We start from the raw sequence: 18978 nt of genomic DNA on the forward strand, positions 1-18978 counted from the left end.
CAGTGATGTTTGAGACACGTCTGAAAGAAGCCGCCGCACAGGTGGAGGCCCATCTGCTTGAAGTCATGAAGCCATTTGGCGAGCTGCCGGTGGTGGAGGCCATGCGCTATGCCAGCGCGGGTGGCAAGCGGCTGCGGGCGTTTCTGGTGCTGGAAAGTGCGCGGTTGCATGGGGTTGATTCCCAACAGGCGATCTGGCCAGCAACGGCGATTGAGGCGATGCACGCTTATTCGCTGGTACATGATGATCTGCCCTGCATGGATGACGACGACATGCGGCGCGGGCTGCCGACCACGCATATCAAGTGGGATGAATGCACCGCTGTGTTGGCGGGCGATGCCTTGCAGACATTGGCGTTTGAATGTGTCAGCCGCGATGAGTGCCACGAGGATGCGGCTGTACGGGCCGAGTTGACGGTGTCTTTGGCGCGGGCTGCTGGGGCGCAGGGCATGGTACTGGGACAGGCGCTGGATATTGCGGCGGAGACTGCGCCGGTGCCTTTGACGTTGCAAGAGATCACACGCTTGCAGGCGGGCAAGACCGGGGCGTTGATTGCCTGGTCGGCCACGGCGGGCGCCGTGATGGGCAAGGCGGATATCGAGCCGTTGATGCGTTACTCGCTGGACCTTGGTTTGGCGTTTCAGATTGCCGATGACATTCTGGACGTAGAAGGCGATGCCGCCAAAGTGGGTAAGGCGGTTGGCAAGGATGCGGAGGCGGGCAAAGCCACCTTTGTGTCTCTGCTGGGATTGGAGGGGGCCAAAACCCGTGCCCGCGACCTTGTGACGGATGCATGTGACGCGCTTTCCATTTACGGTAAGGACGCGGATACCTTGCGGGAGGCGGCACGTTTCGTTATCTCGCGAGACAGCTAACCGGAAGGCGCGCCTATGTCAGCGAGACCCCAGACTCCATTGTTGGATCAAGTGACCCTGCCTGAAGACCTGAAACGGTTCTCAGATAGCGAGTTGACGCAGATTGCACATGAGTTGCGGTCTGAGACCATTTCCGCCGTGAGTGAGACCGGCGGGCATTTGGGCGCCGGGCTTGGTGTTGTGGAGCTGACGGTGGCCTTGCATGCGGTGTTTGACATGCCGCGCGACAAGCTGATCTGGGATGTAGGCCACCAGTGTTATCCGCATAAGATTTTGACCGGTCGCCGTGACCGGATTCGCACCCTGCGCCAAGAAGGCGGGCTGTCTGGTTTCACTAAGCGCAGCGAGAGCGTGTTTGACCCGTTTGGCGCGGCGCATAGCTCGACCTCGATTTCGGCGGCGCTGGGCTTTGCGGTGGCGCGCGATCTGGGCGGACAGTGTGACGGCGGTCTGGGGGATGCGATTGCGGTGATTGGCGATGGGTCGATCACGGCCGGCATGGCCTATGAGGCGATGAACAACGCGGGTCACTTGGGCAAGCGTATGTTTGTGGTGCTGAACGACAACGACATGTCGATTGCGCCGCCTGTGGGGGCGATGAGTGAATATCTGTCGCGCCTTTATGCGGGCGAGCCGTTTCAGGAACTGAAATCTGCCGCAAAAGGCGCGGTGAGCCTGTTGCCGGAACCGTTCCGAGAGGGCGCGAAACGGGCCAAAGATGTGCTGAAGGGCATGACCGTGGGCGGCACGCTGTTTGAGCAGCTGGGATTCTCCTATGTGGGGCCGATCGACGGGCATGACATGGACCAGCTGTTGCCACTGTTGCGTACCTTGCGTCAGCGCGCGACGGGGCCGGTGTTGCTGCATGTGATCACCAAAAAGGGCAAAGGCTACGCGCCCGCTGAAGCGGCGCGCGACAAAGGCCACGCCACCGCGAAGTTTGATGTGCCCACGGGCAAGCAGCACAAAGCACCGTCAAATGCCCCGAGCTATACCTCGGTGTTTGGCAATGCGCTGGTTGAGGAAGCCGCTGAGGACAGCCGGATTTGTGCGGTCACAGCGGCGATGCCGGATGGCACCGGGCTGAACCTGTTTGCCGAGCGCTATCCGAGCCGCTGTTTTGATGTGGCGATTGCCGAACAGCATGGCGTGACATTCTCTGCGGCGTTGGCAGCAGGGGGCATGAAGCCGTTCTGTGCAATGTATTCGACCTTCCTGCAGCGCGGCTATGACCAGGTGGTGCATGATGTGGCCATTCAGCGCCTGCCGGTGCGGTTTGCAATTGACCGCGCAGGGCTTGTTGGCGCGGATGGGGCGACCCATGCGGGCAGTTTTGACATTGCCTTTATGGCGAACCTGCCGGGTATGGTGGTTATGGCGGCGGCGGATGAAGCCGAGCTAAAACATATGGTGGCCACTGCGGCGGCCTATGACGATGGCCCAATTGCGTTCCGCTATCCCCGTGGCGAAGGCGTGGGTGTGGAGCTGCCGGAGCGCGGCGAGGTGCTGGAGATCGGCAAGGGCCGTGTGGTGAAGGAAGGCAGCCGCGTGGCGCTCCTGTCCTTTGGTACACGTTTGGAAGAGACCCGTAAGGCGGCAGAGGCGCTGGCAGCACGGGGCATCACACCTACAATTGCGGATGCGCGGTTTGCCAAGCCTTTGGACCGGGACATGATCCTCGATCTGGCAGCGAACCATGAGGCGCTGATCACCATTGAAGAAGGTGCTGTCGGTGGCTTTGGCAGCCATGTGGCGCAGCTTCTGGCCGACGAAGGCGCGTTTGATGGCGGGCTAAAGTACCGCTCGTTGGTGCTGCCGGACACGTTTATTGATCAGGCAAGTCCAAAGGCGATGTATGATGTGGCGGCCATGAATGCTGAGCAGATCGAAGCCAAGGTGCTGGACACACTGGACATCACAACGCTGGACAGCAAGCGCGCCTAAAGTGGGTTTGTAGCGGGGGCCAGCCCCCGCACCCCCGGGATATTTTCGGTCAAATGAAGTCTAAGGGATGGTTTCTTCGTCCAGCATGGCCTTAAGTGCATCACGGTAGTTGGGGTATTTCAGGACGACTCCCAACTCCACTTTGATGCGGTCATTGCGCACGCGTTTGCTGTCGGAATAAAAGCTGCGCGCCATCGGGGTCATTTCCGCCTCTTCAAAAGGGATTTCCGGCGGTGGGTCCATACCCAGAAGTCCAGCGGCATAGGCGAGGATGTCTTGCGGCGGGGCCGGGCTGTCATCACAGACGTTGTAGATTTGGCCCGGGTTGGGTGCTTTCAGAGAGGCCTCCAGCACCAAGGCGATGTCATCGACATGGGCGCGGGAGAACACCTGGTTTTTCTTGATAATGCGGCGTGCGGTGCCGTTGCGTAGCTTGGCAAAGGGGCCGCGACCGGGGCCGTAGATGCCGGCTAGGCGGAAGATGTGCAGTGGCAGTTTTGGCAGAGCTTGCCATTCGGCTTCGGCGAGCACGCGCATTTTGCCGCGGTGGCCGCCGGGATCAAGCGGAGTGTCTTCATCAACCCAGTCGCCATCCATGTCGCCGTAGACGCCGGTGGTCGAGAGATATCCCAGCCATTTGAGGTTAGGCGCGGCCTTTTGCAACGCGTCTTGGCCAAGGCGCAGCACCGGATCACCGTCTTTGTCGGGGCGGATGGAGGTCAGTACGTGGGTCACGTCTTTAAGCGCGGTCTCAAAATCAATGGGCCATTGCAACGGCGTGATGCCTTGGGTGCGTAGCTCGGCCTCTTGGGCTGGGTCGCGATAGGTTCCGAGAATGGTCCAGCCTTGCGGTAGAAGACGGGTGGCGAGGGCCTGGGCGGTGTAGCCGTGGCCGAGCGAAAGCAGGGTCTTGGTCATGGGGTCACTTTGCGCCTGCGAGTTGGCAGGCACAAGAGCTGGCGCGGTGAATAATTGTCACAGCGGTGTGGGGATTGGCTGATGCCTAAAGTTCTGGTGCTGGGTTATTTGCCTTTCCAGACAGGGTCACGTTTTTCAGCAAAAGCCCGTGCGCCTTCGAGCTGATCTTCGCTGTCGTAAAGCACATCGACACTGCGCAACTGGCGTTGGGTGATGTGGTTCATCGCGTCCTGAAATTTGGCGTCTTCGGCGTCACGTACAATTTCTTTGATGGCGGCGTAGACCAGAGGAGGACCAGAGGCGAGCAGGCGGGCTTGCTCCCAGGCGCGCTCCATCAGTTTGTCGGCGGGGAGGATTTCATTCACCAACCCCCAGCGGTGGGCTTCTTCGGCGTCAAACCAGCGCCCGGTGAGCAGCAGCTCCATGGCGATGTGGTACGGAATGCGCTTGGGCAGTTTTACGGAGGCAGCATCGGCAACCGTGCCGGAGCGAATTTCCGGTAGTGCAAAGCTGGCGTGATCCGCCGCGAGAATGATGTCAGCGGAAAGCGCCAATTCGAGGCCGCCACCACAGGCAATGCCGTTTACGGCGGCAATCACCGGTTTGTTCATGTCGCGCAGTTCCTGCAAGCCGCCAAAGCCGCCCACGCCGTAGTCGCCATCCACTGCGTCGCCGTCAGCAGCCGCTTTCAAGTCCCAGCCGGGGCAGAAGAATTTTTCGCCGCCGCCAGTAAGGATAGCCACGCGCAGGTCAGGATTATCGCGGAAGTCGCGGAAAACTTCGCCCATGATGCGGCTGGTGGTCAGATCAATGGCGTTGGCTTTGGGGCGGTCGAGTGTGACCTCGAGAATGGCACCTTCGCGGCGGGTTTTGACCGGGCTGTCACTCATGACTTGTCCTTTCGTATCAGCGCGTCTGCGGCCACCGCGCGGGTTGGGGTGCAGATCAGCGGGTTGATTTCAGCCTCTTGCAAGCTGTCGTGGTTGGCAAGCACGTAGGCTTGCAGCCTGTCGATGGCGTGCAGAATTGCGTCGATGTTAGCGGGAGGTGCGCCGCGATAGCCTGTGAGCAGCGGCGCGATTTTGAGAGAGGTGAGGGCGGCGCGGATTGTCGCTGGGCTGGCCGGGACCAAAAGCGATGCGCTGTCAGACAGCACTTCGGTAAGCGTGCCGCCGGCAGCGAGGGTGAGCACAAACCCATGTGCGGGGTCGCGGTTGACGCCGATGAGCAGTTCGACCACGGCATCGTCGATCATTTCTTCGATCAGGAAGCTGTCGGTTGGCATGGCGTGTGCCGCGGCGGGCAGATCCGCCGTGGTGAGGCGGAGCTTTACGGCTCCGGCTTCTGTTTTATGGGCGATACCCTGGCCTTTGAGCACCAGAGGAGGAGATAAGCGTTGGGCAGCTTCGGCGAGATTGTCCGTGCTGGTCACAGCAACGCTTCTTGGGGTGTCGAGGCCGTGGGCAGCGAGCGCGGTTTTGGCTTCGCGCTCAGTGAGCACTTGAGGCGTTTGGGGGGGCTCGGCAGACACGAGCGCCAAAGGGGCGGTGTCAGGTGCAGAAATTTGCGTGGTGGCAGCTGCGGCAGAGATTGCCTCGCGCAGGCCATGCATTGGCACAACGCCGCCTTCGATCAGGGATTGGGTCACATCGGGAGGGAGCAACTCTGGCAAGGACGCGACCACGGCCAGCGGACGGCCTGTGGATTTGTGGGCCTTAATGGCGGCTTCTGTGGCGCAGTCCCAGTCGGCGCGGTTTTCTGGTGGATAGTCTACTACAGAGAATGTCAGGCCAATGTCCGGGGTCATCATGGCGGACCAGGCTTTGGCCATCGTCGCGACGTCGCGCCATATATAGGTGTGGTAATCCAGCGGGTTGGCAAGTGCGACCATGGGGCCGAGGATGTCACCAAGCCTTGTGAGTTGGGCGTCTGACAAGGGCGGGAAGGTGAGGCCGCTGTTTAAAGCGGTGTCCGCCATGAGGCTGGCCTCGCCGCCAGAACAGCTGATCGAGGCGATTGTGGGGGCGGACAACGGGCCATTGAAGTGTAGCAACTTCAAGGTTTCCAGAAACACCGGCAGATCGCGCACACGGGCAAAGCCGAGGCGCGTGATCAGCGCAGCGGCGCCTGCGTCGCTCCCCGCGAGGGAGGCGGTATGGCTGACGGTGGCGGCTTGCGCCTCGTCGCTTGCGCCGACTTTCAGGACCACAACGGGAACGCCCTTATCCTGAGCTTTGGCGGCCAACGCTTCCCAGCTGCGCAGGTTGGTGAAGCCTTCGATATGAAGACCAAGCGCTGTGACACGCGCATCGTCGAGGAGCGCGCTGGCGATATCCGCCTGATTAAGCTGTGCCATGTTCCCGCAGGTGGCGACATAGGCAATGGGCAGGCCCCGTTGCTGATTGGTGAGGTTGATGGCGATGTTGGAGCTTTGGGTCAGGATGGCAACGCCGCTGTCGACGCGGGTGCAGCCGTGTTGATCTGGCCAGATCGTTGCTCCGTCTAAAGCGTTGATTAGACCGTAGCAGTTGGGGCCTAGGATCGGCATGTCACCTGCGGCGGCCACGAGGTCCGCTTGCAGATCAATGCCGGAGATGTCCTCTTCAGCGGCCTCGGAAAATCCCGACGCGAAACACACCGCGCCGCCTGCGGCACAAGCTGCGAGCTCTTTCACGACCGGAATGGTCGCGTGGCGGTTGATGCCAATGAAGGTTGCGTCTGGCGGTGCGGGCAATGCGCCGATGGATGGGTAAGCTTGGCGTCCTGCGACGTCCGATGATTTGGGGTGCACCGGCCAGATGGCGCCGTCAAACCCAGTTTTTTCGGTTTGCCGGATGACTTCGACACACCACGCGCCGCCACCGACAACGGCAATGGACCGGGGACGGATCAATCGAGAGAGATCACGTGTCATGGCCGTGCCTCCAGGCTGTCATGACGGGCCTCAAGGTGCGGTAACCCTTTTTTAACCACGATGCGGAAGGGTGGGTGGGCGGCCTCCGCAGGAGCGCTTTGAGCCGCATCAGGGAAAGCCCCCCGTTCTACGTCTACTCTTCGGGGGGCGGACCTCTGGCTTCTTCTTTCCCTAAATATCCCGGGGGAATGGGGGCTGGCCCCCACGTCATGCAACTTTGCGATTAAGACTTGCGGTCGAGATGCCCCAAATCGCGGTCCGGTTCGATCACGTCGCGCAGGCGTTTTTTCAATTCTTTCGCCTCCGGAAAGCCGCCGTCGCGTTTGCGGTCCCAGATCACTGTGTCGTTGACCGTCACTTTGTAGGTGCCGGGCACGCCCGCTGGAGCAATGGTCACGCCAGCAAGGTCGCCTTTGAAGGTGGACAGCAATTCTTGCGCCATCCAGCCCGCGCGCAACAGCCAGTTGCAGCCGACGCAGTAGGTGATCGTGACAGAAGGTTTCATGTGGCAGGTCCCTCGATGGTGTGTCGAGGTTGTGCCGCAGGCGCGCGCGCAACACAACGGGATCCATCAAGCCCCCAGTGGCCGCAGCAGGTCGCGGCTGATGATATGGCGTTGGATTTCGCTGGTGCCGTCCCAGATGCGCTCCACCCGTGCATCTCGCCAGAAGCGTTCCAGCGGATAGTCGTCCATCAGCCCCATGCCGCCGTGGATTTGAATTGCGGCGTCGGTGACACGGGCGAGCATTTCGGTGGCATAGAGTTTAGCTGAAGCGATTTCGCGGTTCGACGGCAGGCCGCGATCAAGGCGGGCTGCGGCGGAGAGTGTCAGCAGGTCTGCCGCGTCAATCTCCGTGATCATGTCTGCGATCTGAAACCCAATGCCCTGGAATTTGCCAATTGGCTGGCCGAACTGTTCGCGCTGGGCCGCATAGTCGAGCGCATAGTCAAAAGCGCGCCGGGCGCGGCCCACACAGAAGGCCGCAACTGTGATACGCGTGGCGTAGAGCCATTCGTTCATAACCGCAAAGCCGCCATCGACTTCGCCCAAAACCTGTGCATCGGGCAAGCGGCAGTCGTCAAACTCCAGCACCATATTTTTGTAGCCGCGGTGGCTCACGGATTTGTAGCCGTCACGCACGGTGAAGCCCGGCGTGTCGCGGTCCACAAGGAAAGTGGTGATGCGCTTTTTGGGGCCTTTGGGGGTTTGGTCTTCGCCGGTGGCGACAAAGACAATGAAAAAATCCGCGTGTTCGGCGCCGCTGATGAAATGCTTGTTGCCGTTGATGACCCAGTCGCCGCCATCGCGCACAGCGGCGCATTTCATGCCACGCACATCGGAGCCCGCGCCAGGTTCGGTCATGGCCAAGGCGTCCATACGTTCGCCGCGCACGGCAGGAAGGAGGTAGCGTTCCTTCTGCTCGCCTTCGCAGGCCATCAAGATGTTTTGCGGCCGACCAAAGAAATGCGTGAGCGCCATGGAGCCACGGCCAAGCTCGCGTTCCACCAAGGTGAAGTCGAGATGGTTCAGACCCGCACCGCCAACTTCTTCTGGGAAGTTACAGGCATAAAAGCCAAGGTCGATGACCTTCTGTTTGATCTGTTCGCCAAGCCCGTCGGGAATTTTGCCGGTACGCTCAACTTCGTCCTCATGAGGATAAATTTCGTTTTCCACAAAACTGCGGACGGTGGAGACGATCATCTCCTGCTCTTCGGTCAGATCAAACTGCATGGGGCGCTTCCTCAACTGGCTGATTCCAGCAGAGCGCGCTTGACCGGTTAGATCATGCGGGAATAGCCTCATTTCATGCAGAGTTGGTCAAATACATCCGCTGCACCGCAGAAGATTGGGGTTTTGCTGTTTGACGGGTTTTCCAACCATTGTCTCGCAAACACCGTGGAGCCGATGCGGGCGGCAAATTCGCTGTCGGGAAAGACGCTTTATGACTGGGCGTTTTTGTCTCTAAACGGCGCGGCGGTGCGCAGCTCCAGTCAGCTGCCGGTGGCGCCGCATGGGCGATTAAGTGATTTCTCTGGCGACATGTTGGTGGTGATGCCGTCGTATGGGTTTAAGGACCACGCGGGATGGCAGACGCAAAGTGCTTTACGTGCGGCAGCCAAACGGTTTGACACCGTCTGCGGCATGGATACCGGCAGTTGGCTGATGGCTGAAGCAGGTCTGCTGGAAGGGCACCGGGCTACGATCCATTGGGAAGAGCTGACCTCTTTTGCAGAGCGCTTTCCCGATGTGCAAACTGAGCGCGAGCGGTTTGTCATTGATGGATCGCGGGTGACCTGTTCGGGTGCCATGGCGGCGTTTGATTTGGTGATGTTTCTGATTGGTCGCGACTTTGGGCAGGCGCTCGCTTTGGAAGTGGCGCAGTTGTTTATGACACGGGACAGTGCGCGATCCCACGCAGGCGGGGCGACACCAGCGGGGCGGGTGGTGAACCGCGCTTTGGCGGTGATGCAGGATCACTTAGAAGAGCCTTTGGCCTTGCCGGAGGTGGCGCGCCGCGCAGGTGCAACGCAGAAAGCGCTGGCGGCGCGGATGCTTGCTGAACTTGGGGCCACGCCAGCGGTGGTGTACCGGCGGTTGCGGCTCAATCTGGCGCGCAAGCTGGTGGTAGACACCGATTTGAGCGTGCCAGAGGTGGCGCTGCGCAGCGGTTATGGCGATCCAGCGGCGATGACGCGGGCCTTTCGGGCAGAGTTTGCCACCACTCCGCAGGCCCTGCGCAAGGGGAGCTAGGTGGCGTAAGTGCTGCCTTCCTCGTCCAATATCGCTTTCAACTCAGCCAGATGGCGCACGTCTTGTTCCGGATACTGCTCCAGCTCCTGTGCAGTCTTCTCCGCAATCTCATGCGGTAATACCCGCAATGGCTGGCCGGTTTGCAACGCACGGATGTAGGTTTCTGCTGCGCGTTCAAAATAGTAGAGCCTGTTGAATGTGTCCGCGACGCTGTCGCCAATCACCAACACGCCGTGATTACCCATGACCATGACCTTCTTTTTTCGATCGGTCAAAAGGGCGGCGCAGCGTTCACCTTCGTCCTCAAATGCCAAGCCGCCATAGCTGTCGTCCACCACAACGCGATCGTAAAACGTGGCGCAGTTTTGATCGATCGGAGGCAGCGTGCTGTCCGCCAACGAGGCAAGTACGGTGGCAAAAATCGAGTGCACATGCATCACGCAGCGCGCGTGCGGGCAGTGGCGATGTACGCCGCCATGCAACCCCCAGGCGGTTGGATCAGGCGCATTCGGACCTTTCAGAGCCTCAAGATCGTTGGCATCGATTTCCAACAGATCACTGGCTTTGATGCGGGCAAAGTGCTTTTGATTGGGGTTCATCAAAAATCGCGTGCCATCCTCATTCACAGCAAGACTGAAATGATTGGCGACACCCTCGTGCATGTTCAGACGTGCGGTCCAGCGAAAGGCAGCGGCGAGATCCACGCGTTCTTGCCAGTGGGTGATGTTGGGGTGCAGCTCTGTGACAGTCATAGACGGCTCCTTGTTTGGGACAACGGACCATTGCCGGTGGTCGCCGGTCAAGCGCGTTTGCGACGTCGGTTTTGACGTGTGGCTGGTCAGGCGGTTTCATTTTTGGGTTTCAGCTTCCACCTGAAGGATATTTCGTAAAAGCTTCACCTGCGGTGAGGTTGAACATGGCCAAAACCCGTGGCACCGTGGGCCATGGAACAGAAGCATTTTCAATCTTGGGCCGATGTGGCCCCCCGTCTTGTTGCCGTGGCCGCGGGCCGCGAGCCTGCTGATCTCATCATTCGCAAAGGCCAATGGGTCAATGTACACACCCGCGAGGTGCTGGCGGACCACGATATTGCCGTGGCCGAAGGGCGGATCGCCTATGTTGGGCCGGATGCCAGCCATTGCGAAGGGCCGCAGACTGAGTTCATAGAAGCCAATGGGCGGTTCATGATCCCGGGCCTGTGTGACGGGCATATGCACATCGAAAGTGGCATGTTGACCCCGGCGGAATTTGCGCGGGCCGTCATTGGTCATGGCACCACCAGCATGTTCACCGATCCGCATGAGATTGCCAATGTCTTGGGGCTGGAAGGGGTGCGGATGATGCATGATGAGGCGCTGATGCAGCCCATCAACATTTTTACGCAGATGCCAAGCTGTGCACCGTCAGCACCAGGGCTGGAGACCACAGGGTTTGAGATTGGGCCGGACGATGTGAGCGAGGCCATGGGCTGGCCGGGTATCGTGGGGCTGGGGGAGATGATGAACTTCCCCGGAGTGATCAATGGCAGCCAGCAGATGCTGGCCGAAATTGCTGCGACCCAAAACGCGGGCAAAACCGTGGGCGGTCACTATGCCAGCCCGGATCTGGGCACCCCTTTCCATGCCTATGCGGCGGGTGGTCCAGCGGATGATCATGAAGGCACTTGTGAGGCGGACGCGATTGCGCGAGTGCGTCAAGGTATGCGGATGATGATGCGCTTGGGCTCCGCTTGGTATGACGTAGAAACGCAGATCACCGCGATCACCGAGAAAGGTCTTGATCCGCGTAACTTCATCCTCTGCACCGATGACTGCCATTCCGGTACTTTGGTGAACGACGGTCACATGAATCGGGTGGTGCGCCATGCAATTGACTGCGGCTGTGACCCGCTGGTGGCGTTGCAGATGGCGACGATCAACACGGCGACGCATTTTGGCTTGGAGCGCGATTTGGGCTCTATTGCACCCGGACGGCGGGCGGATGTGATCCTGACGTCGGACCTCAAAACGCTCCCGATTGAGCAGGTGATTGCGCATGGTAAGACCGTGGCGCAGGACGGTAAAGTGTTGGTGGATTGTCCGCATTACGACTGGCCCGCACACGCGCGGCAGACGGTGAACATGGGACGGGCGCGGACGGCAGAAGACTTTGAGGTCAAAGCGCCGCAGGATGCTACCAAGGTCACGGCCAATGTGATTGGGGTGATTGAGAACCAAGCACCAACCAAAGCGTTGACCGCCGACCTTTCAGTCACCGATGGCGTTGTTCAGAGCGATATAGAGGCAGATGTGGCGCAGATCGCGCTGGTGGAGCGGCACCGCGCCACTGGCGATGTGGTCAACGGTTTTGTTTCGGGCTTTGGCTACAAAGGGCGCATGGCGATGGCCTCCACCGTGGCGCATGACAGCCATCATATGATTGTTGTCGGCACCGATCGCGAGATGATGGCGATGGCGGCCAACCGGCTTGGCGAAGTTGGCGGTGGCGTCACCGTGATCAAGGATGGCGAGGAGCTGGCGTTGGTCGAGTTGCCGATCGCAGGCTTGATGTCAGACGCACCTGCCACAGAAGTCGCGGCCAAGGCGCAGAAGATGGTCGAGGCGATGGAGGCTTGCGGTTGCACGCTGAACAACGCTTATATGCAACATTCGCTTTTGGCCCTCGTGGTGATCCCGGAACTGCGGATTTCTGATCTGGGGCTGGTGGATGTGACCAAATTTGAAATGACAGAGGTGATCAAGGCTGCGCAATGACTCCACAGAATATTCCCGTGCATTCCCCCGCCGTCCCCGCCCCTGAAGCCTTTACAGATGCCAAAGCCGCTGTGGCGCGTTTGGAAGAGCTGTATCATCTCTCAACAACTTACCTGAGTGACCAGTTCCGGCGCGCCCTGCGCAAAGGTCCGGACGGGCATCGCATTCGCGCATTTTATCCGGAGATCCGAATCACCACGACCAGCTTTGCGCAGATCGACAGCCGGTTGAGTTTTGGCCATGTGGCGGAGCCCGGTGTGCATGCCACCACGGTCACGCGGCCAGATTTGTTTCGCCATTACCTCGAACAGCAGATTGCGCTCTTGCTGGAAAACCACGGCGTGCCGGTGGTTGTAGGGCCGTCCACAACGCCAATTCCGGTGCATTTTGCGGTGGCCGCGCAAACCGATATGACCGTGCCACAAGAAGGGGCGGCGGATTTCACTCTGCGGGACATCTTTGATGTGCCGGACCTGTCGACCACCAATGATGACATTGTGAATGGCACCGCAGAGATCAACGGGGTGGCGCCGCTCGCGCCGTTCTCAGCGCAGCGGGTGGATTACTCTCTGGCGCGGTTGAGCCATTATACCGCCACTGATCCGGAGCATTTCCAGAACCACGTGTTGTTCACCAACTACCAGTTCTATGTGACTGAGTTCGAAGCTTATGCGCGGCAGATGCTGGATGATCCTAAGTCGGGCTACACCAGCTTTGTCAGCACCGGAAACGTCGAGATATCCGACGCTGAAACGCCTATTGCACCGGTAGACAAGCAGCCGCAGATGCCGACCTATCACCTGAAACGCGAAGATGGCTCTGGCATCACGCTGGTGAATATCGGGGTTGGGCCGTCCAATGCCAAAACCGCCACCGACCATATTGCGGTGTTGCGGCCCCATGCCTGGATCATGGTGGGGCATTGCGCAGGTCTGCGGAACTCGCAAAGCCTTGGGGATTTTGTGCTGGCGCATGCCTATCTGCGAGAAGATCACGTGCTGGATGATGACCTGCCGGTATGGGTGCCGATTCCGGCGCTCGCGGAGGTGCAGACCTCGATGGAGAGTGCGGTGGCGGAGGTGACCAAGCTGTCAGGCTTTGAGCTGAAGCGTGTGATGCGGACCGGCACGGTGGCGACGATTGATAACCGGAACTGGGAATTGCGCGAGCACACCGGCCCGGTGCAGCGACTGAGCCAGTCGCGGGCCATCGCATTGGATATGGAGAGCGCGACGATTGCGGCTAATGGATATCGATTCCGGGTGCCTTACGGCACGTTGCTTTGTGTCAGCGATAAGCCACTTCATGGGGAATTAAAGCTTCCCGGCATGGCGTCAGACTTCTATAAGACACAGGTCGCGCGGCATTTGCTGATTGGCATTCGCGCTATGGAAAGCTTGCGCGAAATGCCTCTTGAAAGGCTTCATTCGCGGAAATTGCGCTCATTTGATGAGACTGCCTTCCTCTGACCCTACGGAAATCTGTGGAAAACCCTTAAAAACACCGTTTTTTGGCACACAATTTATTGTGTTCACCCACAACATCCCGTTAAATGCCGGGCGTGAGGCCCTACTAATCGGGCAGACTAATGGAGACCTGAAATGGCAAAACCGATGACCAAGACCCAACTCGTTGCCGCTCTGGCCGAAGAAATGGGCTCTGACAAGAAATCCGCAGGCGCAGCTCTGGAAGCCGTTTGCGCGTTGATCACCCGCGAAGTATCCGCTGGTGGTGCAGTGACCCTGCCAGGTGTTGGCAAAATTTACTGCCGCGAGCGCCCTGAGCGCATGGTGCGCAACCCAGCAACTGGCGAGCAGATCAAGAAAGACGCGGACAAGGTTGTGAAAATGACCATCGCCAAAGCGCTGAAAGACAGCGTGAACGGCTGATCACGTTGATCATTGTTTACGGAAAGGGTCGCTCGGTTGAGCGACCCTTTTTTTTTAAAGCTGCGCGCTGGGCGTGGAATGGGAAATGGTGATCTCTTCATCCGACATGCCCTCAGCAATACCGTCAAACAGGGGCGTAGAAAGATAGCGTTCACCGGTGTCTGGCAACATCACAAGGATGTTGGACCCTTCAGGGGCCGTCTGTGCAACCTCAATGGCTGCGGCCAAAGTGGCGCCAGCCGAGATGCCTACCAGAATGCCTTCCTCGGACGCGAGGCGCTGCGACCATTGGATGCCATCCGGTCCCGGTGTTTTGATCAGCTGATCGTAGCCGTTTTTGTCCAGCGCTTCTTGTAGCACCCAAGGGATGAAGTCCGGGGTCCAGCCTTGGATCGGATGGGGTTCAAACGCCGGGTGGCTTTCGGTGGCCTGATTGGCGGCGTCGCGGGTGTTGATGTAGCCAGAGTCCACGAGCGCCGCGTTGGCCGGTTCCGACAGGATGATCTTGGTATCCGGGCTTTCGCGGCGCAAGACACGTGACACGCCAGAGACCGTACCGCCGGTGCCGTAGCCGGTGACCCAGTAATCCAGCGAGGTGCCTGCAAAATCGCTCAGGATTTCGCGGGCTGTGGTGTTTTCGTGCATGTCAGCGTTGTCGGCGGTTTCAAACTGGCTGGCGAGGAACCAATCGTTTTGCTCGGCCAGTTCCTGTGCCTTCTTATACATGCCAAAGCCTTTTTGGGCTTTGGGTGTGAGCACAACCTTGGCCCCCAGAAAACGCATCAGGCGGCGACGCTCCACGGAGAAAGCCTCCGACATGGTGATGACCAGTGGATAGCCTTTGGCGGCGCAGACCATGGCAAGGCCAATGCCGGTGTTACCGGAGGTGGCCTCAACCACGGTTTGGCCGGGTTTTAGACGGCCGTCTTTCTCCGCGGCCTCAATGATGTTGAGTGCCAGACGGTCTTTGACGGAGCCAGCCGGATTGGCAGCCTCGAATTTCACAAACATGTTCACATGTTTGGGCGCAATCCGATTGAGGCGGACAACCGGGGTATCCCCAACCGTATCCAGAATGCTGTCGTAGCGGCGGCCACGACCTTGAGTTTGGCGGGGCATAAGCGCCTCCTTTTGTGCGTAGTTTCAGACTCCAAGCTAAGAGGCGAATTTGGAAATTAGTAGGTCTGTGATTGCCGCAGATGGAAATAAGGACGGCACGCATTGGGCCCCGCTGAAGGCGTGATTTCGTTTTGATTTGTGTGCAACGTGGCAAACAAAAAGGCCGCAGCACGGGGCTGCGGCCAATCTTGTTCGCGTTGGTCAGAGTTACATGTTGTTCTTTTTGTACTCTTCCATCAGGGCCTTGGCTTCGTCGATCATTGCCTGACCGTCGAGGCCGCGCTTGTCCATGTCGGCAATCCAAGTGGTGTAGATTGGCTGCACAACTTCGGCCCACTTGGCGGCGTCTTCAGCGGAAACAGTCACGATGTTGTTGCCGCGTGCCACTGCTTTGTCACGCGCTGGTGCGTCCATGTCTTGCATCACACCGCCGGCAAAGATCGAGAATTCCACGCCGGAGTTCTTGTCCATCACCGCTTTCAGATCGTCTGGCATCGACTCATAACGGTCTTTGTTCATCGCCAGAACAAAAGTCAGCGTGTACAGCGCGTTGCCTTCAAATTCGGTATGGTTGCCCACAAGCTCAGGGACTTTCAGTGCGGCGGTCACTTCCCATGGGATGGTGGTGCCATCGATCACACCTTTGGACAGGGCTTCTGGCACAGCTGGCACCGGCATGCCGATGGGCGAGGCACCGGTCAGTTTCAGCAGCTCGTTCACCAAGCGAGAGCCGCCGCGAATTTTCATGCCCTTAAGGTCGTCAGGTGAAGAGACCGCTGCGTTGGTGTGGAACATGCCAGGACCGTGCACCCAGGTGCCAAAGATCTTCAGGTTCTTAAACTCAGTGTCCTTCATGTGCGCGTCAAACATCTTGGCATAGGCATAAGAGCCCGCGCGTGCATCTTCGACCATGAAGGGCAATTCAAACACTTCGGTGGACGGGTAGCGGCCTGGGGTGTAGCCGACCACGGTCCAGACGATGTCGGCAACACCGTCGATGGCCTGGTCCATCAGCTCTGGTGGCTTACCGCCCAAGGACATGGCAGCATAGCGCTCGATCTTGATGCGGCCTTCGCTGTCTTTCTCAATCGCATCCGCCCAGACGTCCAAAATCAGCTTTGGCACATTGGCCTGCGGCGGCAGGAACTGGTGCATCCGCAGGGTCACGTCTTGTGCAAACGCAGTTGTGGCTGTGATCGCCATGGTGGCCCCGGCGGCCAGTAATTTGGTAATAGGGTTGCGCAGGGTCATGTTGGTCCTCCCAATTGGTCTTTTCTCCCGATTGGGGAGAGTGTTGTTGAAGCAAGACGTTCTGCCAAGGGAAATTTGACCAGTTGGACATGTTTCTTTGTTGTGGGCGAATTACCTGCCTAAAACGCTTGGGACAAAATGACATTTGGGGGCGTGGTTGAGTGGACAATTTGCGCCAATTCGGGCGGCTACGTTAAGGTGATTTGGGAAAGTGTCGTCGGCCACTTGCTTCAGCGGCGAAATGGCACAATGACAACAGATGAGCCTGCCACGGGGATGGCATGCTCCGGCCGCCGGGAGGGCAGGCCGCAAGGAGGGGCACCAGAGCGGTTGCATGAATGAATTACTGGCAGGTCTGCTAGAAGCGGGCCGATTAATCGTCACTTTTGACGCGGACCTGATTGAGATTTCGCTGCGCTCGTTGCAGGTTACACTGACCGCTGTGGCGATCGCCTCGGCGATTGGATTGCCTCTGGGTTGTTGGTTGGCGGTGCGTCGGTTCCGTTTCCGCCGGTTTGTGATTGCAACCTTGAACGCGTTGATGGGGCTGCCGCCGGTTGTGGTGGGTTTGATTGTCTATCTGCTGCTGTCGCGGGCTGGGCCGTTTGGGGTGTTTGGACTGTTGTTCACCCCCACAGCGATGATCATTGCGCAGGTGATCATTTTGACCCCGTTGATCGCCTCGATTGCCCATCAGGCCATTCGAGAGTTGTGGGCGCAGTACCACGATCTTTTGATTTCCATGAACACCACGCGCTGGCAGCGCATTGCCACGCTCTTATGGGATGGACGTCGGGCGCTTTTGACGGCGTCGCTGGCCGGGTTTGGCCGCGGCATTGGCGAAGTTGGCGCGATCATGATTGTGGGCGGTAATATCGACAATGCGACGCGCGTTTTGACAACGGCGATTTCGCTGGAGACCGGCAAGGGCAACTTCTCACTCGCACTTGCCTTGGGCTTTGTGCTGATTGGCTTGGCGGTGGTGGTGAACCTGTTGATCCACACCTTGTCGCGCACGGAGGTGAGTGGCCGATGGTGACCTCTATTCTGCCTCTGACGGTAACTGATGCGGTTGTGCGCCGACGCGGCAAGACTTTGTTGGGGCCGATAAGCACCACGGTGAGTGACAGCGGCCTGTCGATTGTGATGGGGCCCAATGGGGCCGGGAAAACCACGTTGTTGCGCCTGTTGCATGGCATGGAACGGGTGTCCGGTGGGGGATCGCTTCAGTGGCAAATCCCCGAAGAAGATGCCCGCGCGCTTCAAGCCTTTGTGTTTCAGGCTCCGATCATGATGCGGCGCACGGCGCTGGACAATGTGGCTTACCCGCTGATGACTCATGGGGTGTCCAAGAAGGATGCTCGGGCCCGTGCGGTGGAGTGGCTGGAGCGTGTTGGCTTGGCGGACAGCGCTCAAAAGCAGGCCACGGTGCTGTCTGGCGGAGAGCGTCAGAAGCTGGCACTGGCGCGGGCCTTGATCCGCAAACCTGAAATTCTGTTCCTTGATGAGCCCTGCGCCAATTTGGATGGCCGGGCGACGCGGGAATTTGAGGCGCTGCTGATGCAGGCGTTCAAAGAGGGAACACGCGTGGTGATGTCCACGCACGACATTGGTCAGGCACGGCGGCTGGCGGAGGATGTTTGGTTCATCCACCACGGTCACATTCTGGAGCAGACACCTGCGGAAGAATTCTTTGCCTCACCCAAAACAAGTGAAGCGCGCGCATTTATAAATGGAGACATAGTCGAATGAAGTTTGGTACAACGCTTGCCGCAGTGGCCTTGGTATTCAGTGGCGTTATGGCAACCGCAGACACCATGAAAATGGCGGTCACAACCTCTTTCCACAACTCGGGACTGTCTGACGTCCTGTTGCCGGAAATCCAGAAAGATCTGGGTCTGGAAGTGCAGCTTTTGGTCGTGGGCACCGGTCAGGCCCTGCGTTTGGGTGAGGCTGGTGATGTGGATGCGATCCTGGTGCATTCCAAAAAAGCGGAAGAAGCGTTTGTTGCGGGTGGGTATGGCACGCACCGTCGTGAGATCATGTACAACGATTTTGTGTTGATTGGCCCCAATGCCGATCCTGCAAAAATCGCTGAGTCCGAAACCGTGGTGCAGGCGCTGTCCGCGATTTCCGAAACCAAGGCTGCGTTTGTGAGCCGCGGTGACGACAGCGGCACCCACAAGAAAGAGCTCTCTCTCTGGGCAGAGGCCGGTGTGGATGCGGCTGCCCGCTCTGTGGATTGGTACAAGGAAGCCGGTGCCGGCATGGGCGCGTCCCTGAACACCGCGTCCGGCATGAACGGTTACATCATGAGCGACCGTGCAAGCTGGCTCAAGTTTGGCAACAAAGGGGAACTGGAATTGCTCTATTCCGGCGATCCGGAGCTGTTCAACCAGTACGCCTATATTCCGGTGAACCCGGAGAAGCACGGCCACGTGCAGGCGGAACTGGCGCAGAAGCTGGAAGCCTGGCTGGTGAGCGACCGCGCCAAAGAGTTGATTGACGGCTACACTTTGAAAGGTGGCCGCCTGTTTATCTTCAACGCGGAACAATAAACGCG

Annotated in this window: 17 protein-coding genes; 9 read left to right on the plus strand and 8 right to left on the minus strand. The window is 59.0% G+C overall.

What is annotated here, in order from left to right; translation table 11 throughout:
- The first annotated feature begins 5 nt into the window (after positions 1-5).
- A complete protein-coding gene (locus tag Q0955_RS08010; RefSeq protein WP_299422773.1) occupies positions 6-875 on the plus strand; it encodes a polyprenyl synthetase family protein in 870 nt (289 codons plus the stop codon).
- A 15-nt stretch (positions 876-890) separates the two neighbouring features.
- A complete protein-coding gene (gene dxs, locus Q0955_RS08015; protein WP_299422775.1) occupies positions 891-2819 on the plus strand; it encodes a 1-deoxy-D-xylulose-5-phosphate synthase in 1929 nt (642 codons plus the stop codon).
- A gap of 60 nt (positions 2820-2879) precedes the next feature.
- Here the strand turns inward: dxs and Q0955_RS08020 are convergent, their stop codons facing one another.
- The 5 genes from Q0955_RS08020 to Q0955_RS08040 form a co-directional block, all read right to left on the minus strand.
- Entirely contained in the window at positions 2880-3737 is an 858-nt protein-coding gene (locus Q0955_RS08020) for an SDR family oxidoreductase (protein ID WP_299422778.1), read from the minus strand.
- Between the two features lie 104 nt (positions 3738-3841).
- A complete protein-coding gene (locus Q0955_RS08025; RefSeq protein ID WP_299422780.1) occupies positions 3842-4627 on the minus strand; it encodes a carnitinyl-CoA dehydratase in 786 nt (261 codons plus the stop codon).
- On the minus strand, positions 4624-6651 hold the full coding sequence (locus Q0955_RS08030; protein ID WP_299422783.1) for an acetate--CoA ligase family protein: 2028 nt from the start codon (positions 6649-6651) through the stop codon (positions 4624-4626). The genes Q0955_RS08025 and Q0955_RS08030 overlap by 4 nt, the downstream gene beginning before the upstream one ends.
- Positions 6652-6874: 223 nt before the next feature.
- Positions 6875-7156 carry a SelT/SelW/SelH family protein gene (locus tag Q0955_RS08035; RefSeq protein ID WP_299422786.1) on the minus strand — a complete coding sequence of 94 codons (282 nt, stop codon included), beginning with the start codon at positions 7154-7156 and terminating at the stop codon, positions 6875-6877.
- Positions 7157-7222: 66 nt separating this feature from the next.
- The gene (locus Q0955_RS08040) at positions 7223-8383 is read right to left on the minus strand and encodes an acyl-CoA dehydrogenase family protein (protein ID WP_299422788.1); all 1161 of its coding nucleotides are present in this window, start codon (positions 8381-8383) and stop codon (positions 7223-7225) included.
- A 75-nt stretch (positions 8384-8458) separates the two neighbouring features.
- On the opposite strand from Q0955_RS08040, the gene Q0955_RS08045 reads away from it, so the two are divergent.
- The gene (locus Q0955_RS08045; protein WP_299422791.1) at positions 8459-9403 is read left to right on the plus strand and encodes a GlxA family transcriptional regulator; all 945 of its coding nucleotides are present in this window, start codon (positions 8459-8461) and stop codon (positions 9401-9403) included.
- On the opposite strand, the gene Q0955_RS08050 is transcribed toward Q0955_RS08045, so the two are convergent.
- Positions 9400-10155, minus strand: coding sequence for a class II aldolase and adducin N-terminal domain-containing protein (locus tag Q0955_RS08050; protein ID WP_299422794.1), 756 nt, complete (start codon positions 10153-10155; stop codon positions 9400-9402). The genes Q0955_RS08045 and Q0955_RS08050 overlap by 4 nt on opposite strands.
- Before the next feature lie 192 nt (positions 10156-10347).
- Here Q0955_RS08050 and ade point away from each other — a divergent pair, with 192 nt between their 5' ends.
- From ade to Q0955_RS08065, 3 genes are all read left to right on the plus strand, one after another.
- Positions 10348-12156 carry an adenine deaminase gene (gene ade / locus Q0955_RS08055; RefSeq protein WP_299422797.1) on the plus strand — a complete coding sequence of 603 codons (1809 nt, stop codon included), beginning with the start codon at positions 10348-10350 and terminating at the stop codon, positions 12154-12156.
- Entirely contained in the window at positions 12153-13625 is a 1473-nt protein-coding gene (locus tag Q0955_RS08060) for an AMP nucleosidase (protein ID WP_299422800.1), read from the plus strand. The genes ade and Q0955_RS08060 overlap by 4 nt, the downstream gene beginning before the upstream one ends.
- 132 nt (positions 13626-13757) lie before the next feature.
- A complete protein-coding gene (locus tag Q0955_RS08065; protein ID WP_132861006.1) occupies positions 13758-14045 on the plus strand; it encodes an HU family DNA-binding protein in 288 nt (95 codons plus the stop codon).
- A gap of 54 nt (positions 14046-14099) precedes the next feature.
- Here the strand turns inward: Q0955_RS08065 and cysK are convergent, their stop codons facing one another.
- Both cysK and Q0955_RS08075 read right to left on the minus strand, forming a co-directional pair.
- Complete coding sequence (gene cysK, locus Q0955_RS08070) at positions 14100-15164, minus strand: cysteine synthase A (protein ID WP_299422805.1); 1065 nt, start codon at positions 15162-15164, stop codon at positions 14100-14102.
- Positions 15165-15371: 207 nt separating this feature from the next.
- Complete coding sequence (locus Q0955_RS08075; RefSeq protein ID WP_299422808.1) at positions 15372-16415, minus strand: TRAP transporter substrate-binding protein; 1044 nt, start codon at positions 16413-16415, stop codon at positions 15372-15374.
- Positions 16416-16749: 334 nt separating this feature from the next.
- Between Q0955_RS08075 and Q0955_RS08080 the strand changes: the two genes are divergently transcribed.
- The 3 genes from Q0955_RS08080 to Q0955_RS08090 are packed head-to-tail and all read left to right on the plus strand — an operon-like array spanning position 16750 to position 18973.
- Entirely contained in the window at positions 16750-17454 is a 705-nt protein-coding gene (locus Q0955_RS08080) for an ABC transporter permease (protein WP_299422810.1), read from the plus strand.
- Positions 17448-18167: an ATP-binding cassette domain-containing protein gene (locus tag Q0955_RS08085; RefSeq protein ID WP_299422813.1), complete on the plus strand. Its 720-nt coding sequence runs from the start codon at positions 17448-17450 to the stop codon at positions 18165-18167. Before Q0955_RS08080 ends, Q0955_RS08085 begins: the two co-directional genes overlap by 7 nt.
- Positions 18164-18973 (plus strand): substrate-binding domain-containing protein, encoded by an 810-nt coding sequence (locus tag Q0955_RS08090; RefSeq protein ID WP_299422815.1) that lies wholly within the window; start codon positions 18164-18166, stop codon positions 18971-18973. The genes Q0955_RS08085 and Q0955_RS08090 overlap by 4 nt, the downstream gene beginning before the upstream one ends.
- Positions 18974-18978 lie beyond the last annotated feature (5 nt).

This window comes from uncultured Shimia sp., from assembly GCF_947493595.1.
Taxonomy (GTDB): domain Bacteria; phylum Pseudomonadota; class Alphaproteobacteria; order Rhodobacterales; family Rhodobacteraceae; genus Shimia.

Excerpts from the sequence above, each read along its gene's own strand:
- Q0955_RS08010 (WP_299422773.1), top strand. The coding sequence starts at position 6 with ATGTTTGAGACACGTCTGAAAGAAGCCGCCGCACAGGTGGAGGCCCAT.
- cysK (WP_299422805.1), bottom strand. The coding sequence starts at position 15,164 with ATGCCCCGCCAAACTCAAGGTCGTGGCCGCCGCTACGACAGCATTCTG.
- Q0955_RS08030 (WP_299422783.1), bottom strand. The coding sequence starts at position 6,651 with ATGACACGTGATCTCTCTCGATTGATCCGTCCCCGGTCCATTGCCGTT.
- dxs (WP_299422775.1), top strand. The coding sequence starts at position 891 with ATGTCAGCGAGACCCCAGACTCCATTGTTGGATCAAGTGACCCTGCCT.
- Q0955_RS08020 (WP_299422778.1), bottom strand. The coding sequence starts at position 3,737 with ATGACCAAGACCCTGCTTTCGCTCGGCCACGGCTACACCGCCCAGGCC.
- Q0955_RS08040 (WP_299422788.1), bottom strand. The coding sequence starts at position 8,383 with ATGCAGTTTGATCTGACCGAAGAGCAGGAGATGATCGTCTCCACCGTC.
- Q0955_RS08045 (WP_299422791.1), top strand. The coding sequence starts at position 8,459 with ATGCAGAGTTGGTCAAATACATCCGCTGCACCGCAGAAGATTGGGGTT.
- Q0955_RS08075 (WP_299422808.1), bottom strand. The coding sequence starts at position 16,415 with ATGACCCTGCGCAACCCTATTACCAAATTACTGGCCGCCGGGGCCACC.
- Q0955_RS08065 (WP_132861006.1), top strand. The coding sequence starts at position 13,758 with ATGGCAAAACCGATGACCAAGACCCAACTCGTTGCCGCTCTGGCCGAA.
- Q0955_RS08050 (WP_299422794.1), bottom strand. The coding sequence starts at position 10,155 with ATGACTGTCACAGAGCTGCACCCCAACATCACCCACTGGCAAGAACGC.
- Q0955_RS08090 (WP_299422815.1), top strand. The coding sequence starts at position 18,164 with ATGAAGTTTGGTACAACGCTTGCCGCAGTGGCCTTGGTATTCAGTGGC.
- Q0955_RS08025 (WP_299422780.1), bottom strand. The coding sequence starts at position 4,627 with ATGAGTGACAGCCCGGTCAAAACCCGCCGCGAAGGTGCCATTCTCGAG.
- Q0955_RS08035 (WP_299422786.1), bottom strand. The coding sequence starts at position 7,156 with ATGAAACCTTCTGTCACGATCACCTACTGCGTCGGCTGCAACTGGCTG.
- Q0955_RS08085 (WP_299422813.1), top strand. The coding sequence starts at position 17,448 with ATGGTGACCTCTATTCTGCCTCTGACGGTAACTGATGCGGTTGTGCGC.
- Q0955_RS08060 (WP_299422800.1), top strand. The coding sequence starts at position 12,153 with ATGACTCCACAGAATATTCCCGTGCATTCCCCCGCCGTCCCCGCCCCT.
- ade (WP_299422797.1), top strand. The coding sequence starts at position 10,348 with ATGGAACAGAAGCATTTTCAATCTTGGGCCGATGTGGCCCCCCGTCTT.
- Q0955_RS08080 (WP_299422810.1), top strand. The coding sequence starts at position 16,750 with ATGAATGAATTACTGGCAGGTCTGCTAGAAGCGGGCCGATTAATCGTC.